Below are 17,235 nucleotides of genomic sequence, written 5' to 3'. Positions count from 1 at the left end.
GATGATCAAAAGACAGGGTTCAGTGGGTTCGTTCAACAGGCGCTTTAGCGCCAAACTGCAGAGCGGCCAGGTGGCGGTACAGGTCGCTACTCTGGATAAGTTCGCTATGGGTGCCTGATGCTACCAGTTGGCCGTCCTTGAGCACCAGCAGGCGGTCAGCGTTTACCACGGTGGCCAGGCGGTGAGCAATCACGATACTGGTGCGCCCCTGCATCAGCCGGTCCAGGGCTTGCTGTACCAAGCGTTCACTTTCGGCATCCAGGGCGCTGGTGGCTTCATCCAGCAGCAGTACGGCCGGGTCCTTGAGCAAGGCACGGGCAATTGCCAGGCGCTGGCGCTGGCCGCCGGAGAGCTGCACACCGCCTGGGCCAAGCGGGGTATCAAAGCCATTGGGCAGGGCATCAATAAACGCCAGCGCGCTGGCATCCCTAGCGGCGCAGCGCAGCCTGTCGAGATCGGCTTGGGGGTCGCCATAGCGCAGGTTATCTGCCACCGAGCCGCTGAACAACACCGGTTCCTGAGCCACCAGCCCCATGGTGGCGCGTAGCTGGGTGAGGTCGAGTTTACGGATATCCATGCCGTCTAGCAGCACACAGCCTTGTGCCGGGTCGTAAAAGCGCAACAGCAACCCCAGCAAGGTGCTTTTACCCGCCCCGGAGGGGCCTACCACGGCCACCTGTTCACCGGCCTGAATATTAATATCGATGCCATTCAACGCCGCAAGCGTGCGTCCTGGATAGGTAAAGTGAATGTCGCTGAGGGTGAGAGTGCCCTGGGCGGGCTGCTTCAGGGTGGCGGGCGCCATGGGCGCCTGGATGCCGGGTTGGGTATCCAGCAGTTCCAGCAGCCGCTCCGCAGCACCGGCGGCGCGTTGCACATCACCGGCGACTTCCGCCAGGGTAGCGACTGCCCCGGCGGCGAGTATGGCGTAGAAGATAAACGCTGACAGCTCGCCGGGGCTCAAGGTGCCCGCCAGCACCGCCTGCCCACCTTGCCACAGCATCAGGCCTACGGCGCTGAAAATCACCAGTAAGGCGATGCCGGTGAGCCAGGCGCGCTGGCGAGTGCGTGCCACGGCAGAGCCAAACGCCTGCTCGACGCGCTGACGATAGTGGTGTCTGTCCTGAGCCTCATGGGAAAAGGCCTGAAGGGTCTGAATGCCACGCAGCGCTTCTTCGGCATAGCGGCCAAGCTCCGCCACTCTGTCCTGACTGGTACGTGACAACCGACGTACCCGGCGCCCGTACCAGACAATTGGCAACAGGGTAGTGGGGATGCCAATCAGCACCATGGCCGAAAGCCACGGCTGGGTAATTAGCATCAACACAACAGCGCCTATCAGCATGACCAGATTACGCAGCGCCATGGAAATGGAAGAACCAAACAGGCTTTGTAGCACGCTGGTATCGGCGGTCAGCCGCGAGGCAATATCTCCGGCTGAGCGTCCTTCACTGGCGCTTTCAAAAAAACTGGGCTCCAGGCTCAGCAGGTGATCGAAGACCTGCTGGCGCAGATCAGCGGCCAGGCGTTCGCCAATCCAGCTGACCAGGTAGTAGCGCAGCGCCGATGCCATAGCCAGCACGCTGACCACCCCCAGCATCAGGCCCAGGGTCTTGCCCAGCGCCTGGGCATCATCGGCGAGAAAGCCGTTATCAATCAAAAGGCGTAGGCCATTGCCAAGTGCCAGTACGCTGCCAGCGGCCAGCAGCAAGGCCATACCCGCCAGGGCGAGGCGTAGCCGATAAGGGCGCAGCAGGCTGACCAGTCTGAACAGTACTCGATGGTTCGGGCGTTGACTCATTAGGCTGCCTTTTGTGCTGCGCGGGTGTGTCGCAGCCTGTATTGTACAACCTTTAACAGTGGTACAGGCCTTCAGTGCGACAATGCGTTATGATGGCGTCGATTTATTCTATACACAGATATGTTTATGCTTAAGCGTTTAATTCCCGTGATTATTCTTGCCCTTGGGGTGGGCGGTTTTATGGCGCTGCGTCTGACGCGACCCGAGCCGGTTCCGGTGGAAGCGCAGGAGCGGACCTGGCCAGTTGAGGCGATAGAGGTCGCGCAGAGCGAGCATGTGCCGATGCTGCCACTTTACGGTGAGGTGGTGGCACCTGAGATGGTCAATCTGGTGGCGCCCATTGCGGCCCGCGTGACGGCCCGTCCGGTCAGCGATGGCCAGCGGGTGGCTGAGGGCGAATTGCTGGTGGCGCTGGATGACGAGGATCTTCTATCACCGGTGCGCCAGGCCGAGGCCGAGGTGGCCGACCTGGAAGCCCAGCTGGAAAATGAACGTATTCGCCACGAGAACAACCAGCGGCTATTAACCCAGGAGCGCGATATTCTGGCCAGTGCCAACCGTCAGCTTGAACGTAGCCGCTCCTTGGCGGGGCGTAACCTGGCGTCCCAGGCGGATGTTGATTCTGCCCGCGATGCGGTGGCTCGCGCCCAGCTCAATGTTCTAGGTCGTGAAAGTGCCATTGCCGAGTTTCCCTCGCGCCTGGCCAGCCTGGAGGCGCGTCTGTCACGTGCCCGGGTAGTAGAGGAAAACGCCCGCCGTGATCTGGCCCGTGGCCGTGTAGAGGCCCCTTTTGATGGTCGGATCACCCGTGTCGATGTGGCCCCTGGTGATGATGTTGCCGCCCAGGCATCGCTCTTGTCACTCTTTTCTCTGGATGGCCTGGAAGTGCGCGCGCGCCTTCCACGCCGTTTTCAGGTGGAGCTTGAGGCTGCCCTTGATGCAGGTACGCCACTGATAGCCGTGGGTGAAGACGGTCAGCGCTTCAGGCTGGAACGCCTGGCGGGAGAAAGTGACCCCATGGGTATCGAAGCCATTTTTGCAGTGGAGGACGAGGCCAGCGGGCTGCGCCCAGGGGCCATGGTGACGCTGCAGCTGCAACGCCCGGCGGTGGAAGATGCCATGGCAGTGCCCTATGCCGCCCTGCATGGTGCAGACCTGATTTACCGTATCAACGCTGATAATCGTCTTGAACGTCAACAGGTTGAGCGCTTGGGCGAAGTTCGCCAGCGTGATGGTGGACGCTGGCTGCTGGTTCGCGCTGAGGCGTTGAATGACGGCGAGCGTATCATGTCGACCCATCTGCCCAATGCGGTGCAGGGTCTGCGCGTGGAGGTGACTGACGGGCCAGCAGAAACAGGGCAGGATTCATGATGCAGCGCGGTGGCCTGATCGGTTTTTTTGTCCACCACAGGGTGGCCGCCAACCTGATAATGCTGGTGATGCTGCTGGGCGGTGCACTGGGTATTGCACGCATGAATATCCAGTTTTTCCCAACCTTCGCGCTGGATGTGGTCAGCGTAAGGGTGGTGTGGAGCGGTGCCTCTGCCGAAGATATTGAGCAGGGTATTACCAACCCTCTTGAGCAGCGCCTGCGCAGCCTGGATAGCCTCAAACGCATGACCTCTACGTCAGCCCAGGGGGTTTCCAACATCACCCTGGAGTTTGAAGAAGGCAGCGATCCTGTCCTGGTGCTGGATGATGTCCGCCAGCAAGTGGATAGCTTTACCAATCTGCCGGCGGAAGCCGAAACCCCGGAAGTGTCGCGTGTTGCCCGCTATGAGCCGGTAGCGCGCCTGTTGGTACATGGCAATATGGCGCCTCAGGAGTTGCGTCAGGTGACCCAGGGCCTTGAGGACGAACTGCTGATGGCAGGGATTGACCGAATAGAAATCAATGGCCTGCCTGCCCAGCAAATCAGCATTGAAGTGCCTTCTGAACGCCTGCAGACACTGGGGCTCTCGCTTGAGGAAATAGCCTCTCGGGTGCAGGGCATGTCCCGGGATCTGCCCGCCGGTCTGCTTGGCCAGCAGGACAGCACACGCGAACTGCGCTCGCTGGAGCAGCGCCGCGACGCCCTGGGGTTTGAAGATCTGACGGTGATGAGCAGTGACCGCCTACAGCTGCGCCTTGGGGATATTGCCATCATTCATCAGGAGCCACGCGAAGGAGCAGTGACCCTATCCTACGCCGGGGAACCCGCGGCAGAAATGATCCTTCAGCGCGCCGAAAGTGGCGATTCGCTGGAATCCGCCGAGCGTCTGGATGACTGGTTAAAAAAGGCGCGCCCGACCTTGCCGCCTGGCGTCGAGCTTGAGGTGTTTGATGAATCCTGGCAGCTGATTGACGAGCGTATTTCACTGCTGCTGGTGAACGGTATGACCGGTTTGCTGCTGGTTATCGTCCTGCTGTATTTCTTTCTGCCTGCTCAGGTGGCGTTCTGGGTAGCCGTGGGGATTCCGACTGCATTCATGGCATCTCTGGGTGTTTTCTGGCTGATTGGCGGCTCAATCAATATGCTGTCGCTGTTTGCGCTGATCATGGCGCTGGGGGTTATCGTCGATGATGCCATTGTGGTGGGGGAGGATGCCGATGCCCATCATCGCATGGGGGAAGACCCCAAGTTGGCCTCTGCCGGCGCTGCACGACGTATGCTATGGCCGGTAGTCGCCTCCTCGCTGACCACGGTGGCCGCGTTTATGCCGCTATTGATGGTGGGTGGGGTGATCGGCAACATTCTGGGTGATATTCCGGTCATCATGATATGCGTGCTGATTGCCTCCTTGATGGAATGCTTTATTGTCCTGCCCGCTCACCTGCGCAACGCCTTCTTGCCGAAAAAATCATCAGCAAAAAAGACAACCCGTCGTTCAGCATTGAGTGTGGTGCGAATGCGAGAGGGCTTCGAGGCGCGTTTTGATGCGTTCCGCGAAGGGCCTTTCCGGCGCTTTTCGATGTTTACCCTGCGTCACCGTGGCGCCACAGTAGCGTCTGCACTGGCGGTGACTCTGGTCACTGCCGGGCTTCTGGTCGGTGGGCGCGTGGGCTTCAATTTTTTCCCATCCCCCGAATCGAGCATTATCTACGCAAACGCCAGTTTTGTGGCCGGTACCGAGCGTTCCCGAATGGAAGGTTTCGTTGATCATCTGCAAACCACCCTGGAGCAAACCGATGAGTCAATGGGCGGTGGCCTGGTGCGCACGGCGGTCTCTCACTATGGCACCACCCAGTCGAGTGACGGGTCTGGCCGCAGCGGCGATGGGGTGGGCTCGGTGATGGTGGAAATGATCTCGCCGGATGCCCGCGACGTCCGCAATGCCGCCTTTATCGAAGCCTGGCGGGAGCGCATCCAGCGGCCCGCTGGCCTGAATAGCCTGAATATCAACGAACGTGCAGCAGGCCCGCCGGGCAAGGATGTCAACGTGCGCCTGACCGGGGAAGACGCCGAAGGGTTGAAAGACGCAGCTGACCGTCTGGGCCAGGCGATGGCCGGGCTGCCCGGCGTATTGAGCACCGAGGATGACATGCCCTGGGGGCGTGAGCAGCTGATTTATCGGGTTAACGCCTACGGCGAGGCGCTGGGGTTGACCACTGAAGACCTCGGCAGCCAGCTGCGTACCGCCTTTGATGGCCAGCTTGTGCAGACGCATCAGTCCGGCGCGGATGAAATCGAAGTGCGTGTCCAGCTGCCCAGAGAGCAGCGCGAAAGCCTCTCGACCCTGTCGCAGTTGGCGGTCAACCTGGCCGATGGTCGACAGGTCCCGCTTGATCAGGTGGTGGAGTTCTCCCATCGCCAGGGCTTCGAGACCCTGCGCCACGCCGAAGGCCAACTGGCGGTCGAGGTTACGGCAGAAATCAACGGTGAGGTAACGTCAGCCGAGGACGTGCTTGATAGCCTTTCCGCTGAGCTGATCCCTCAGTTGGAGCGCGAGTATTTCCTGCAGGCCAGCTTTGAGGGGCGAGCCGCTGACCAGCGTGAAACCCTGGCGGATATGCGTACCGGTCTGGTGATCGGGCTGGGATTGATGTATGGCGTCCTGACCTGGGTGTTTGCATCCTGGAGCCTGCCCCTGATTGTCATGGCGATTATCCCTTTCTCACTGGTAGGGGCTTTGCTGGGCCACTGGGCCTTGGGTATCGATCTGACCATACTGTCGCTGTTTGGCCTGTTCGGGCTTTCCGGTATCGTGGTGAACAACGCTATCATCCTGGTAAGTTTCTACCGCCAGCAGCGCGGTAAGGGGCTGGACATTACCGCTGCGCTCAACGAGGCGGTGGTGCAGCGGGTCAGGGCGGTACTGCTGACCTCGCTGACCACCATTGGTGGCCTCTTGCCGCTGCTGTTTGAAACCTCGCTGCAGGCCCAGTTCCTGATCCCGATGGCCACCTCGATTGCCTTTGGACTGGGAGGCTCCACATTTCTGGTGCTGCTGGTGATTCCTGCCTTGTTGTCCTGGCTGGAAAACGCCCGCGACAGAATGCGGCCGCAAAAGGGTTGAAACGCCTGATTGCTATCAAGCGACTATTAATTCACGATTCACGATTCACGATTCACGATTCACGATTCACGATTCACGATTCACGATTCACAAAAGAGACCGCCATGACGACGCCCACGACACCCAGCACCACCCAGCCGACCCGCCTGCCATGCCGGGGTTGCACCGCTGACTGCAAGAACTTTGCTACCTGTGGCGGGCGCCCCTGGCGAATGCCGGCGCGTTGACAGCTGTCAAACTGATCGGATGCGAGGTATTCCATGCAGATAAGACCCACCGCTGGCCTTGCCGTATTGGCCATCTGGCTCGCGATCGTACTGTCGCTGGCGGGGTGCGGTAGCGATGCTGATCAGCCGAGGGAAACCACGCTGGCTGTACTGGTCGCCAATAGCAGTGCCCATGACCAGCAAAACGTGGTCACGTCGGGTCGAGTACGTTCGTTTGATGAACCGCTGCATTACTGGATCGAAGATATTGATCTCAACCGGGTAGAAATCAAACCGCACGAACTGATTGCTCCCCACCAGGGCAAGAACGTCGAAGTTGAAGGCCACTTCAGCTTCTCCCGCGAGACAGGTCGTCTGCTGCAGGTGGAAAGTGTGAACCCGGTTGATCCGTGAGCGACCTTCCTGGCGACCCGCTTCAGACTTCTGCACCTGGTGCGGCAGCTCAAGATATTGATGAAATGGCAGAATCGCTGATGACCGAGCAGGTAAATCCCGTCCTTGAACCAGACCGTTTTACGCCTCTTCAGGAAACGGATTTTCAACCGGTAGATCCCGCTTACCTGAAGCAATTGCGGTTAACTCTGTTGCCCGTCCTGCTGCTGGCAGCACCTCTGGGCTGGCAGCTTTACCCGCTGCCACTGACCCTGCCCTGGGTCACCGGGCTGGCCCTGTTGGTTCCCGGCGTTGTCATCATCCTGCTGGCCCTGTTCTGGGCGCCCAGGCGCTACCGGTTAACCGGTTATTGCCTGCGACAACATGACCTGCATTTGCGCACCGGGGCGCTTTGGCGGCGCACTACCTCGGTCACTCTGAACCGCATCCAGCATCTGGAAGTCAGCCAGGGGCCACTGGAGCGCTTGTTAGGCATTGCTCGCCTGCTGATCTACACCGCCGGCGGCAGTGGCCAGGACCTGGCCATTCCAGGCTTGGCAAAGGTGCGTGCCGATCAGCTTCGTTTGTATGTGCTGCAGCAATTGGGTGAGCCTGACGTAGGGGAGCGGGAGGCATCGGAGGGCGACGCATGAAGCCTGGTAATGACCCTGGCGAGCTCGTTCACTGGCAGCGCGTGTCACCGGTTGCCGTTGTGTTTTTCGCTTTGCATGGGCTGCGCCGACTGATTGGCGCCTCGGCCAACCTCGCACCTCTCCTGGTGGTGGTTGTGTTCAATGAAACCCTGCGTCAGCTGGCCATCCAATACGGGCCGCCGGCTGCATTATTGCTGTTAACAGGTGGGGCACTGGCCTGGTATCTGACCTTTCTGTATGCCGTCAGCGACGAGCGAATCCTGTTGCGTCAGGGCGTTGTCCGTCGTCGCACGCTGTCGCTGGATTATCAGCGCGTACAACAGGCTGATGTACAGGTGCCCTGGTATTACCGGCCCTTCGGATTGGCCGTACTGAGCCTGGATAGCGCTGGCGCCAGCGGTGAAACGCTGCATCTGTCCGGCATTCCCGCGGCGCGCGCCGAAGCCCTGCGCGAACAGATTCTGATTGCACGCGCCCAAGCGGGCCCCGCAGCGGCAGAGGCCGAAGAGCCTGGCCTCAACGCTGATTTCAGCCTGTCTCTGCCCCTCTGTGAAGTCCTGCGCTATGGGCTGATGCGTAACACCCTGTTGGTCCTGCTGCCAGTGCTGGCTCCTTTCTCAGAGATACTGCTGCGTCGTCTCGAAGAGGTCATCGCCGTGATCGCGCCGAACTGGCTGACCGCCGAGACCCTGGCCGGAGGGCAGCGGTTTCTGGCCGTTGGCGGGCTACTCCTGGGTTTGGTGCTGTTAATGGCCGTCGTTTCAATGGGACTGGGGCTGGTGCGTTATCACGGCTATCAGCTGGAGCGTCATGGTGAGCAGTTTCGCTATCGTGCCGGTTTGATGACGGTGTTGACCCGCAGTGTACGCAGGCAGCGCATTCAGATGGTAACGGTGCGCCTTAGCTGGATGGGGCGACTGATGGGGCGCCATTCACTAATGATCAGCAAGGCCGGCGATCGACAGGCAGGGCAGGATACCGAGCACTTTGTGGTGCCGGTCCTGCATCGCTGTGCCCTGCAGAATCTGATGCAGGAACTGCATTTGCCGCTTCAGCCAGACTGGCAGCGACCGCATGCCGGTGCCATGTTGACGGGAATCGGACGTTGGTGGGGATTCGGTGCACTCTTGATCGGAAGCCTGATGCTACAAGGAGCACCAGGCGGTGTGTTGCTTTCGTTAGCGGCGGTGACGTTTGTGATCAGCATGCTTGCCGCCCTTGGCTGGTGGCGTCTAAGGCTATGCCGCGAAGCGAAATGGGTTGGGCTTCGCCAGGGAGTGCTTGGCCGGACTGTGCGCTGGCTGCCGACCGCTCGCGTGCAATCGGTGTCACTGCTGCAGCCTCTCTGGCAGCGACGACTGGGGTTGGCCAGCCTGGATGTTCGCGCAGCCAGTGGGCGGATTGTCTTGCCGTGGATTCCCCGACGGCAAGCAGAACGTTGGCGGGACGAATTATTGTGTGAAGTAGCCAGCGGCGATATTTTATAGAGATATCAACAGACTGGTTTGATGACGCTAGCCCGCTCGACGCGGGCTGGCAATCAGCTCAAGCACCATGTGAGGCACTGTCAAGGCGGCCAGGCCGATAAAAACGATACGCATCAGGGCGGCATCACTGGGCAGCTCCATCAGAAAAGGCACAGCGATCAGCGCGAGCGCATAGGTCGCCAGGGTGATGGGCGCGACCGCTTTGAGGCGATCGCGCCAGCCGTGAATGCCCAGATCCCGCGCGGCCAGTTCAAGGTGGCGCGGGCTGTGCAGAAAGCACCAGTAAGCAATGAAATAGGCCAAGGGATGAAGCAGGGCGGCTCCTGCTGCCAGCAGCAAGGGGTCTCGCCAGTCGCTGGTTGCCCGCTGGGGGCAACGCGCCAGGCAGATGGCCAGCACGCCACCGCCGAGCGCCAGGGTATAAGGCGCCACTGCAACGATTCGAGCGGCCTGATCAGCACCGAGCATTTCAAACAGGGGTTGCACCTGTTCAGGGTGAAAGGTCACTGGAAGGGAAAGTACCCAAAGCCCGTAGGCGGTACCGCCGATATGGCCAATCCGCACGGCAATATCATCGGCAAAATGTACCGCTGAATAGAGCAGAAAAGCCGCCAGTGCCGCATTGGGCGCCTGCCACCAGATCGCCAACACGACTCCGCCCAATGCCAGATACCCAAGATGGAACCCCACCAGTTGCAAAGGGCCTTTCAGCGGGAGGTGACGCTTGGCCACAGCGGTATCCAGGCTGCCATGAGGCAAGCCGAGCACGGCGGTACTGATCGCCAGGATGGCATATAGCGGCCATTCACCAGGCAAGGCAGAAACGCCAAGTGCGACTACCAGGCCTATAGGGAACAGCCAGAAAGCGGGTGGATGATGAGTTGCCTGCATGTCAGTGCCCTCGTGATATTGAAAAACGTGGCAGTGCAGCGCGCACAAAAGGCCCTGGGGGCAGCGCTTGCATAATGGCCAGCAGGTCGCCAGCGCTGGGCTGATCGCCCAGGAATCGCCGTTGCTGAGCAGCCGTGGTGTTGGCGAACAACTGAAGGAACCAGCCTGGTGCAGCCTCCGGGTGTTGACGCATCGCCTGAAGAAAGACCTTGTCCATCCAGTTGAGTGCAGAAGGGCGAATACGCGGCGGCGTTAGGTGCCAACGCTTCTGGGCGTGTGCTTTTAACAACTGCTGGGCGACATCTTCGGCGCCGCGTTGACAGCTGGCAAACATATAGCCGGTGGCCGGGCGCATCCAGCCGCCGCGAATGCCAGCCGACAGGTAGCGCGAATTGATGTGGGGGGGCGTGATTGGCATCATGGGCAGACACCCGGTTTCACTGCGTTGGACGGCCCAGTCCTTGCCCAGGTGCTTATCCAACCAGTTTGCCAGCATCCAGGGAAGCTCTGGTGCCAGCAGAATCTGGCACATCTCACTGTGCCTGTCAGCCTCAAAGCAGGTCCACTCTACCAGAAGGTGGTGCTCGTCCAGCGGAAGCAGATAGACAAAATGAATGCCCGCGTGCCCAGCCTGAAAGTCCATCAGGCCGGCTTTCGACAGACCAAGGCCGTGATGGGGCTGGTGAACTTCCACCCCGTGAAAGACTTGCCAGACACCCTGTGATTCCGCCAGCGCTTCCAGTGGCGGAGGGCGGGTATCAATCACAACCTTGGCATCGAGCTGGCCCTGTGAAGTGGTAAGGTGCAATGACTCACTTTGTGGCGTGATGGCCTCTACCTTGACGCCCCGAACAAGAGAGAGTTCATTGCGTATTGCAATTCGGCTATACGCTGAACGACGCATGGCATCGGCAGGTAGCATGGCGTATGGGTAATCAGGGTCATTATATACCACCTGCTTCCCTGCATGACTGACCTGCCAGTTTTGCCAGCGGTGGCTGATGGCATCCCTGAAGGGGTGGGCAGACTGATCCCAGAAACACCAGGTGCGGTCATGCGTATCTTCTTCGCGGGCTTCAAGCAGATGAAGACGCGGCATGTCGGCTCCTGCCGGCACCAGTTCATCCAGCCAGCTTGCAATACTGAGCCCCGCCAGGCCGGCGCCGAGAATGGCAATGTCGGTTTCCTTTGGCAGGCTCATGGTCATGCCTTTCCTGAATGAAGCTTTTTCCTTCCGGGTGCGTTGTCTCGGGGTACGTTGTCGTCAAGCGTTTCAGGATCAAGCGCATAGGGAGAGAGCTGGTCTTCCAACGGCTTATGTAATGCCGCGTCATGAATCGCAGAGGATCTATTGATCAGAGCTGGCAGCGCCATCAGACTTTGCTGCAGCTTGCCTGCCTTGGGAACCACCACTCGTTGAGACCAGTAGTTATCTGCGCTCAGACTCTGAATTCGCCGGCCAATCTGGCGATAAACCCGCAGGGCAACGCCAATGGCCAGCCGGGTGCGGGGGGGTAAATACGCTAACCCCTGCCAGCCACTGGCGTAATAGGCTTCAGCTCTTTCTATTAAGTAACCGATAGCCTGCCAGGCCTGCTGACGCGCCTGGGCATCTCCACTCGCAATGGCGTCTGCCGATATGGGTTGATTCATCCAGGTTTGCGGCACATAAACACGGCCACGCTGGGCATCTTCCAGAACGTCCCGAGCGATATTGGTCATCTGCATCGCCATTCCAAGATCAATGGCAAAGGCCAGTGAGTGGTTTGGCTCACGAGCCCCCATCAGCTGGCACATCATCACCCCGACAGTCCCTGCTGCGCCATAGGCATAGCCTAGCAGGGCCGGCTCATCCTCAAGCAATACAGGTGAGAGATCCATCACCATGGTAGCAACCAGGTCATGCATGGCCTGCAGGCAGCGAGAATCATGCCCGAATAACGCCACTATATCCGACTCGAGTGAATCAACAAGCAACTGCTCGGTCTCTGTCAGCCTGGCATCGGTGTCGGCTGTATTGCTCGCCGTCGGAAAAGGCTGTTGAGCGGGTGATCTGGCGCACAGCTTGTGTTGGAGGCAGGACAGTACCCGACGGGCGCGCTGGCGTTCTGTCATGGTGGTGGCGTTATCGGCAATGTCATCCACTTGCCGGCAGACATGATAAAGCTGCGCGCCGTCATCCAGCTGTTGTCTGGGTAGAAAAAAACCCGCCCAGTGGAAACTTTTCCCATGCTGGCGCAGGGTGGCCTGGGAGGTGGCGGCTTCAGTTGTCATACCGCAGATTTGTCCTGAGCCGTCGCAAGGGGGTCATGGTTGATGACGTGATCTTCTCTGACCAGCTTTTCGACAACTCCTGCTGACGATACCACACCAGGAACACCAGCACCGGGGTGTGTGCCGGCGCCGACAAAGTAGAGGTTTGAATAGTGGGGTGAGCGATTGTGATAGCGCAAGCCCGCTGACTGGGTCAGTGTTGGCGCGATGGAAAAGCCGCTCCCGAACGGGGTGGAAAGGGCATCGTGAAAATAGCGTGGCGACACTGTATGGGTCGCGCCAAGCTGTTCAAACAGATCAGGCATCAGGCGTTGCTGCAAGGTCGACAGAATATTCTGTGTAATCTGTGGCTCGAGTGTTTCCCAGTCCTGACGGCCCTGAAGATTAGGTACCGGTGCCAGAACATAGAATGCATCACCTTCTGGTGGTGCCATTTCAGGGTCAGTGGCGCTGGGCCTGTGCAGATAAAGGCTCAGATCTTCGGGTAATTCATGATCATCAAATATGGTATCGAGGATTTCCTTGAAGGTGTCGCCAAACACGATGGTGTGATGTTCCAGTTCGGTGTAGCGGCGTTTGGTCACGAAATAAACCACCAAGAGCCCCATGGACTGTTTCATACGCCGCCGAAAACCATTCAGAAGCCTGCCCCAGCCCTTCATGGGCAACCAGTTCTCATAGACATGCAAAGGATCAGCATTGCTGACCACAATATCAGCCGGATAATGTTGACCGCCACGGACGTCGACTCCGGACACCTGGTTATTTTCGACACTCAGTCCAGTAACGTCTTGACGGGTGCGAATGATACCGCCATGCCGCTGGAAAAGGTCAGCAAGCGCCGTGACCAGAGCGCCAGTACCGCCTTTGGGGAACCAGACACCACCGCGTCGTTCCAGCGCATGGATGAGGCCATACAGCGAAGAAGTGCGAAACGGGTGGCCTCCGACCAGCAAGGATGGCACAGAGAAAGCGCGTCTTAGACGCTCATCGTCAAAAAAGCGCGAAACAAACGTGTACAGGCTTTTGTCTGCGCGCAGGCGGATCAGGTCGGGCAGTACTTTGAGCATGTCGGTCACCTTGGTGAACGGTTGCTCGGCCAGATCGACAAACCCTCGCTGATACATCTTCTCTGTCGCTATCAGGAAATCGTTATAGCGGTTGCTAGTGCCAGGGGCCAGGCGCTCAATTTCACCCATGATCTCATCGGTAGTACTTTTATAATCAAAATAACTGCCATCGGCATAATCCATCCGATAAAACGGCTCTACCGGCAAAAGCGTTACATGCTGATCAAATTTTTCCCCAAAACGCTCAAACAGTTCTTCAAAGAGAAATGGAGCCGTAATCACGGTGGGGCCGGCATCAAACGCCACTCCGTCAAGATGGAATACGCGGGCGCGACCACCAAGGTCACCATGACGCTCCAGCAACTCCACGTTCCAGCCATCAGACAACAGACGCAGAGCAACGGCCAAGCCGCCAAAGCCTGAACCAATGACAACTGCTCTGTTTGCTTGTTTGTCCGTGCGGATGGAGGAATGAGATGCTAAAGCGTCTGAGGACTTCATTAGGCCGGTTTCCCTGGATAATAATGATGGTGACTCGCGATTGACTGGCGATGCGCTGCAAGCTGCTGTCGAAGTTTGGCAAGTATGGCAGTGAGGGCCCCTGCCAACTGATCAGGAAAATGCTCAATCAGTCTCTCTGCGCGTGACAGTGCTGCAGAGGCGTGCCGAACAGCGCGTTGCATGGCAGACGCTACTGGGTCGTCAGGAAGACAGGAGCCTGACGGCCAATGCTGTGGCCAGGCATGATAGTCGTGGAAATTATCTGGCTGGCAACCATCCAGACGGGTGATATCCACATCGTCCAGATCATCAATAATTTGGTAAGCCAGCCCGACGGCATTGGCAAAATAGCGGATAGTCGTATGCTCGCCGCTAGTCAACTTACCGCCCAACGCGCCAGCCTCGAGAGGCAGGGCAATCAGGGGAGCTGTCTTTGCTAATGTCGCCTGCAGATAGTCATTCAAACAGATTTTCTTTAAATGCCGGCAGGTAAAAGGATAGGGTATGTCTGTTGGTTTCTGTTCAGGATTAGCAATTTCAATGCTTTGTCCAGCAATGACCTGGCTGGTGCGATCGGTCAATAGTTGTACAAGTGCCAGCTTGTGTTCAGAGCTATCGCTTTCCATCGCCGCACGAAAGGCAGCGGTCAGCATCATGTCTCCGGTACACAAGGCCACGTTAGGATTGTAGCGTTTCCAGACAGCTGCCTGGTTACGCCGCTGTTCATCACCATCACACAAGTCATCATGAACCAGCGAGGCGTTATGAATCAGCTCTGCGGCGGCAGCGGCAGCGATACGATGATTAATTGATGCACCGAATGCCATACCGCTTAGCAAGGCCAGGCGAGCGCGTAATTGGCTGCCCTGGGTATCCAGATGATAAAGACTGGCTTGCGTTGCAGGCCAGTCGGTAGGCGCATTCAAACTGCTGCGCATCAGTTTCTCAACGTGATCAAGTTCAATGTCCATATCGTCATTACGGCTGTCAATAGCAGCGGCGTCGGCATGTTGCGACAATGGCTGGTCGATGCTGACAGCATCTGTGACATTGAACATGGCAGTTTGATTGAGTGTTGCAGTGACCATACCAACGTCCTTTTGATCATGGCCATCCATGGCCGATGATACTCCTGTTATGAAAGGCCGAGGCTTACGAGAATTTCGACGTTTCTTCACCTTCGGCGCTATCGTCTTCCAGCACAGCGTTTTCGCTGTGGGCTGTTTCACCTTCAGCCTGCGACTTGCGCATGGCAATGACGAAGATGAACACACCGAAGACAGCTTTCGCGACGATATCAGCGACTGTGTAACCGATCTCTACGGCTGTGATGGCAGCGCCACCGTCGAGGCCGACCAGCGGGAAGAGGTAGACGATCGGGTAGAACAACCAGGAACCGATGACCAGATAGATAGAAATTTGTACAAGGTTCTGAACACTTTCAGGCTGCTTGGAGATAGACTCCTTCAGACCCACTACCAGCTGGTACACGATAAATACGAACGGGATCATGGAGAGTACCCAGAACACGAAGCGCAGACCGCCAATATCGGATACTTCACCCGGATAACCCAGAACGATCATCAATGCTGCAGCACCACCCAGAATGGTTGACTTCTTGATGGTTTCTGCCTTTGAAAGGCGCATGACCAGAATCAGCTCGATAAGCAGCAGCGGTACGGTCAAAAGCCAGTCGACATACCGGTAAGCCTGGTTGAAGGGCTTGCCGGTTGAAAGTACCTCGCCTGAAGAAACATCAGCGGCGGCATTCCACGACAGCATAATCTGCAGGTAGTGGTAGGCTGCTACTGCCGTTACCAGACCAGTAATCGTAATAGCGAGGCGATAGGAAGGTGCAATTTCTGATTTCATCAACCAGAAGAACAGGGTGGCAGCTGCCATGACAGCAAAGCCGAACGAATAACCATTCTGTACGAATGAGTATTGCCCTAGGGATAAAGCTTCAATTTCCATGAGTTTGTCTCCAGCAGCGTTGGTTATGCAAGCAGGCACCGTATACGAACTTTCAATGCATTTGAGCACGCAAGCGGTGAACTGCCGACAGATAATCCGTTACAGAAGTTATTCAGCTTTCAGGTGCTGAACAACTAAAACGAGCTTAGACATGCTGGCGCTGAACTTCAAGAAGTTATACAGATTTTATCCAAATTGATACTATTGTATGAATAAATGCCTTTTAATTTAGTTTTTACTGATGCTTACCATGCAAAACGTGTCCAGACAGCAAGCTGTTAATGAGTGTCGCGTGATGGATCAAGTGGTTATCCATACTATGCTCAGCCTCCAACGGGTAGCAGCAAAGCTCAGCAGACCCCAGAGCATTGACAGCCAAACGCCATGAAGCGCAACATCATTAACAAATCTGAAGGAGAATATGATGACTGAAGCGAAAGCGTTTGCAGCCTATGCTGACGATCAGCCTCTGGCACCGCTGTCAATTGACCGCCGTACCCCGCGTCCCGATGACGTAGCCATTGAAATTCTGTACTGCGGCGTTTGCCATAGTGATCTGCACTTCGCTAAAAATGACTGGGGGTTAACCCGTTATCCTATTGTACCGGGGCACGAGATTGTGGGGCGGGTGACCAGTGTTGGCAGTGATGTCACACGTTTCAAAACTGGCGATGTGGTGGGTGTGGGCTGCATGGTCGATTCCTGCCGAACTTGCTCAGCCTGCCAGGATGATGTGGAGCAGTATTGCCTGAACGGCTTCACCATGACCTACGGCAGCGATGATCGCCATGATGGTACCCTGACCCAAGGCGGTTATTCCGAATCCATCGTGGTCAGCGAGCATTTCGTGCTGACCATGCCGGAAGGTATCGATCTGCCCTCGGCCGCGCCCATTCTGTGTGCGGGCATCACCACCTATTCGCCGCTGCGCCATCATGGCGTGGGTGAGGGCCACAGGGTGGGCGTAATCGGCATGGGCGGGCTTGGCCATATGGGCGTCAAGCTTGCCAGGGCGCTGGGTGCCGAGGTAACAGTTTTCACCCGTTCGGATGCCAAGGTGGAAGAGGCCAAGCAACATGGTGCCCATCATGTGGTGGTCTCTTCCGATGAGGAACAGATGAAAGCCGTGGCCGAAACCTTCGACTTCATGCTGGATACCGTGCCGGTACAGCACGATATCAACCCTTACCTCGCCGCGTTGCGCTATGATGGTACTCACATCATGGTGGGCCTGATGGACCCGATTGAACCGGCTGTTCAAGGCGCCAACCTGATTTTCAAACGCCGGGTACTGGCAGGTTCACTGATCGGCGGTATTGCTGAAACCCAGGAGCTTCTGGATTTCTGCGCAGAGCACAAGATTACCTGCGACGTGGAAATGATTGATATGCAAACCATCAACACCGCCTTTGAGCGCATGCAAAAAGGCGACGTACGTTACCGCTTTGTCATCGACATGGCGTCAATGAAAAACGCGGCCTAGTTGCCA

Annotated in this window: 14 protein-coding genes; 7 read left to right on the top strand and 7 right to left on the bottom strand. The window is 57.7% G+C overall.

All coding sequences use genetic code 11. The annotated features are described in order from the left end of the window. Positions 1 to 19: 19 nt before the first annotated feature. On the bottom strand, positions 20 to 1,801 hold the full coding sequence (locus LL947_RS11370; RefSeq protein WP_290822122.1) for an ABC transporter transmembrane domain-containing protein: 1,782 nt from the start codon (positions 1,799 to 1,801) through the stop codon (positions 20 to 22). Between the two features lie 126 nt (positions 1,802 to 1,927). Between LL947_RS11370 and LL947_RS11365 the strand changes: the two genes are divergently transcribed. The 6 genes from LL947_RS11365 to LL947_RS11340 all read left to right on the top strand — a co-directional run bounded on the left by LL947_RS11365 (position 1,928) and on the right by LL947_RS11340 (position 9,036). After that, positions 1,928 to 3,172 (top strand): efflux RND transporter periplasmic adaptor subunit, encoded by a 1,245-nt coding sequence (locus tag LL947_RS11365; RefSeq protein WP_499833253.1) that lies wholly within the window; start codon positions 1,928 to 1,930, stop codon positions 3,170 to 3,172. After that, positions 3,169 to 6,297, top strand: coding sequence for an efflux RND transporter permease subunit (locus LL947_RS11360; protein WP_499833252.1), 3,129 nt, complete (start codon positions 3,169 to 3,171; stop codon positions 6,295 to 6,297). The genes LL947_RS11365 and LL947_RS11360 overlap by 4 nt, the downstream gene beginning before the upstream one ends. 104 nt (positions 6,298 to 6,401) lie before the next feature. Then, complete coding sequence (locus LL947_RS11355) at positions 6,402 to 6,524, top strand: hypothetical protein (RefSeq protein ID WP_499833251.1); 123 nt, start codon at positions 6,402 to 6,404, stop codon at positions 6,522 to 6,524. A 33-nt stretch (positions 6,525 to 6,557) separates the two neighbouring features. Continuing rightward, the gene (locus LL947_RS11350) at positions 6,558 to 6,917 is read left to right on the top strand and encodes a hypothetical protein (protein ID WP_499833250.1); all 360 of its coding nucleotides are present in this window, start codon (positions 6,558 to 6,560) and stop codon (positions 6,915 to 6,917) included. Next, positions 6,914 to 7,549: a PH domain-containing protein gene (locus LL947_RS11345; RefSeq protein ID WP_499833249.1), complete on the top strand. Its 636-nt coding sequence runs from the start codon at positions 6,914 to 6,916 to the stop codon at positions 7,547 to 7,549. The genes LL947_RS11350 and LL947_RS11345 overlap by 4 nt, the downstream gene beginning before the upstream one ends. Then, positions 7,546 to 9,036, top strand: a complete 1,491-nt coding sequence (locus tag LL947_RS11340; protein ID WP_499833248.1) for a PH domain-containing protein — start codon at positions 7,546 to 7,548, stop codon at positions 9,034 to 9,036. The genes LL947_RS11345 and LL947_RS11340 overlap by 4 nt, the downstream gene beginning before the upstream one ends. A 27-nt stretch (positions 9,037 to 9,063) precedes the next feature. Here the strand turns inward: LL947_RS11340 and LL947_RS11335 are convergent, their stop codons facing one another. From LL947_RS11335 to LL947_RS11310, 6 genes are all read right to left on the bottom strand, one after another. Beyond that, positions 9,064 to 9,927, bottom strand: coding sequence for a Brp/Blh family beta-carotene 15,15'-dioxygenase (locus LL947_RS11335; protein ID WP_404414001.1), 864 nt, complete (start codon positions 9,925 to 9,927; stop codon positions 9,064 to 9,066). Between the two features lies 1 nt (position 9,928). Continuing rightward, complete coding sequence (locus tag LL947_RS11330; protein WP_499833247.1) at positions 9,929 to 11,128, bottom strand: lycopene cyclase family protein; 1,200 nt, start codon at positions 11,126 to 11,128, stop codon at positions 9,929 to 9,931. Positions 11,129 to 11,130: 2 nt separating this feature from the next. Next, the gene (locus tag LL947_RS11325) at positions 11,131 to 12,201 is read right to left on the bottom strand and encodes a phytoene/squalene synthase family protein (RefSeq protein WP_499833246.1); all 1,071 of its coding nucleotides are present in this window, start codon (positions 12,199 to 12,201) and stop codon (positions 11,131 to 11,133) included. Then, on the bottom strand, positions 12,198 to 13,772 hold the full coding sequence (gene crtI / locus LL947_RS11320) for a phytoene desaturase family protein (protein ID WP_404413996.1): 1,575 nt from the start codon (positions 13,770 to 13,772) through the stop codon (positions 12,198 to 12,200). Before crtI ends, LL947_RS11325 begins: the two co-directional genes overlap by 4 nt. Then, positions 13,772 to 14,860 (bottom strand): polyprenyl synthetase family protein, encoded by a 1,089-nt coding sequence (locus LL947_RS11315; RefSeq protein ID WP_499833245.1) that lies wholly within the window; start codon positions 14,858 to 14,860, stop codon positions 13,772 to 13,774. The genes crtI and LL947_RS11315 overlap by 1 nt, the downstream gene beginning before the upstream one ends. A 64-nt stretch (positions 14,861 to 14,924) precedes the next feature. Then, positions 14,925 to 15,746, bottom strand: coding sequence for a bacteriorhodopsin-like (locus LL947_RS11310; protein ID WP_290822144.1), 822 nt, complete (start codon positions 15,744 to 15,746; stop codon positions 14,925 to 14,927). A gap of 424 nt (positions 15,747 to 16,170) precedes the next feature. On the opposite strand from LL947_RS11310, the gene LL947_RS11305 reads away from it, so the two are divergent. After that, positions 16,171 to 17,229 (top strand): NAD(P)-dependent alcohol dehydrogenase, encoded by a 1,059-nt coding sequence (locus LL947_RS11305; protein ID WP_404413992.1) that lies wholly within the window; start codon positions 16,171 to 16,173, stop codon positions 17,227 to 17,229. The last annotated feature ends 6 nt before the right edge of the window (positions 17,230 to 17,235 follow it).

The organism is Halomonas sp. BLK-85 (genome assembly GCF_044792155.1).
GTDB lineage: Bacteria > Pseudomonadota > Gammaproteobacteria > Pseudomonadales > Halomonadaceae > Vreelandella.
Note: the sequence above shows the minus strand (reverse complement) of the source record. Positions and strands in the feature narration are given on the sequence as shown.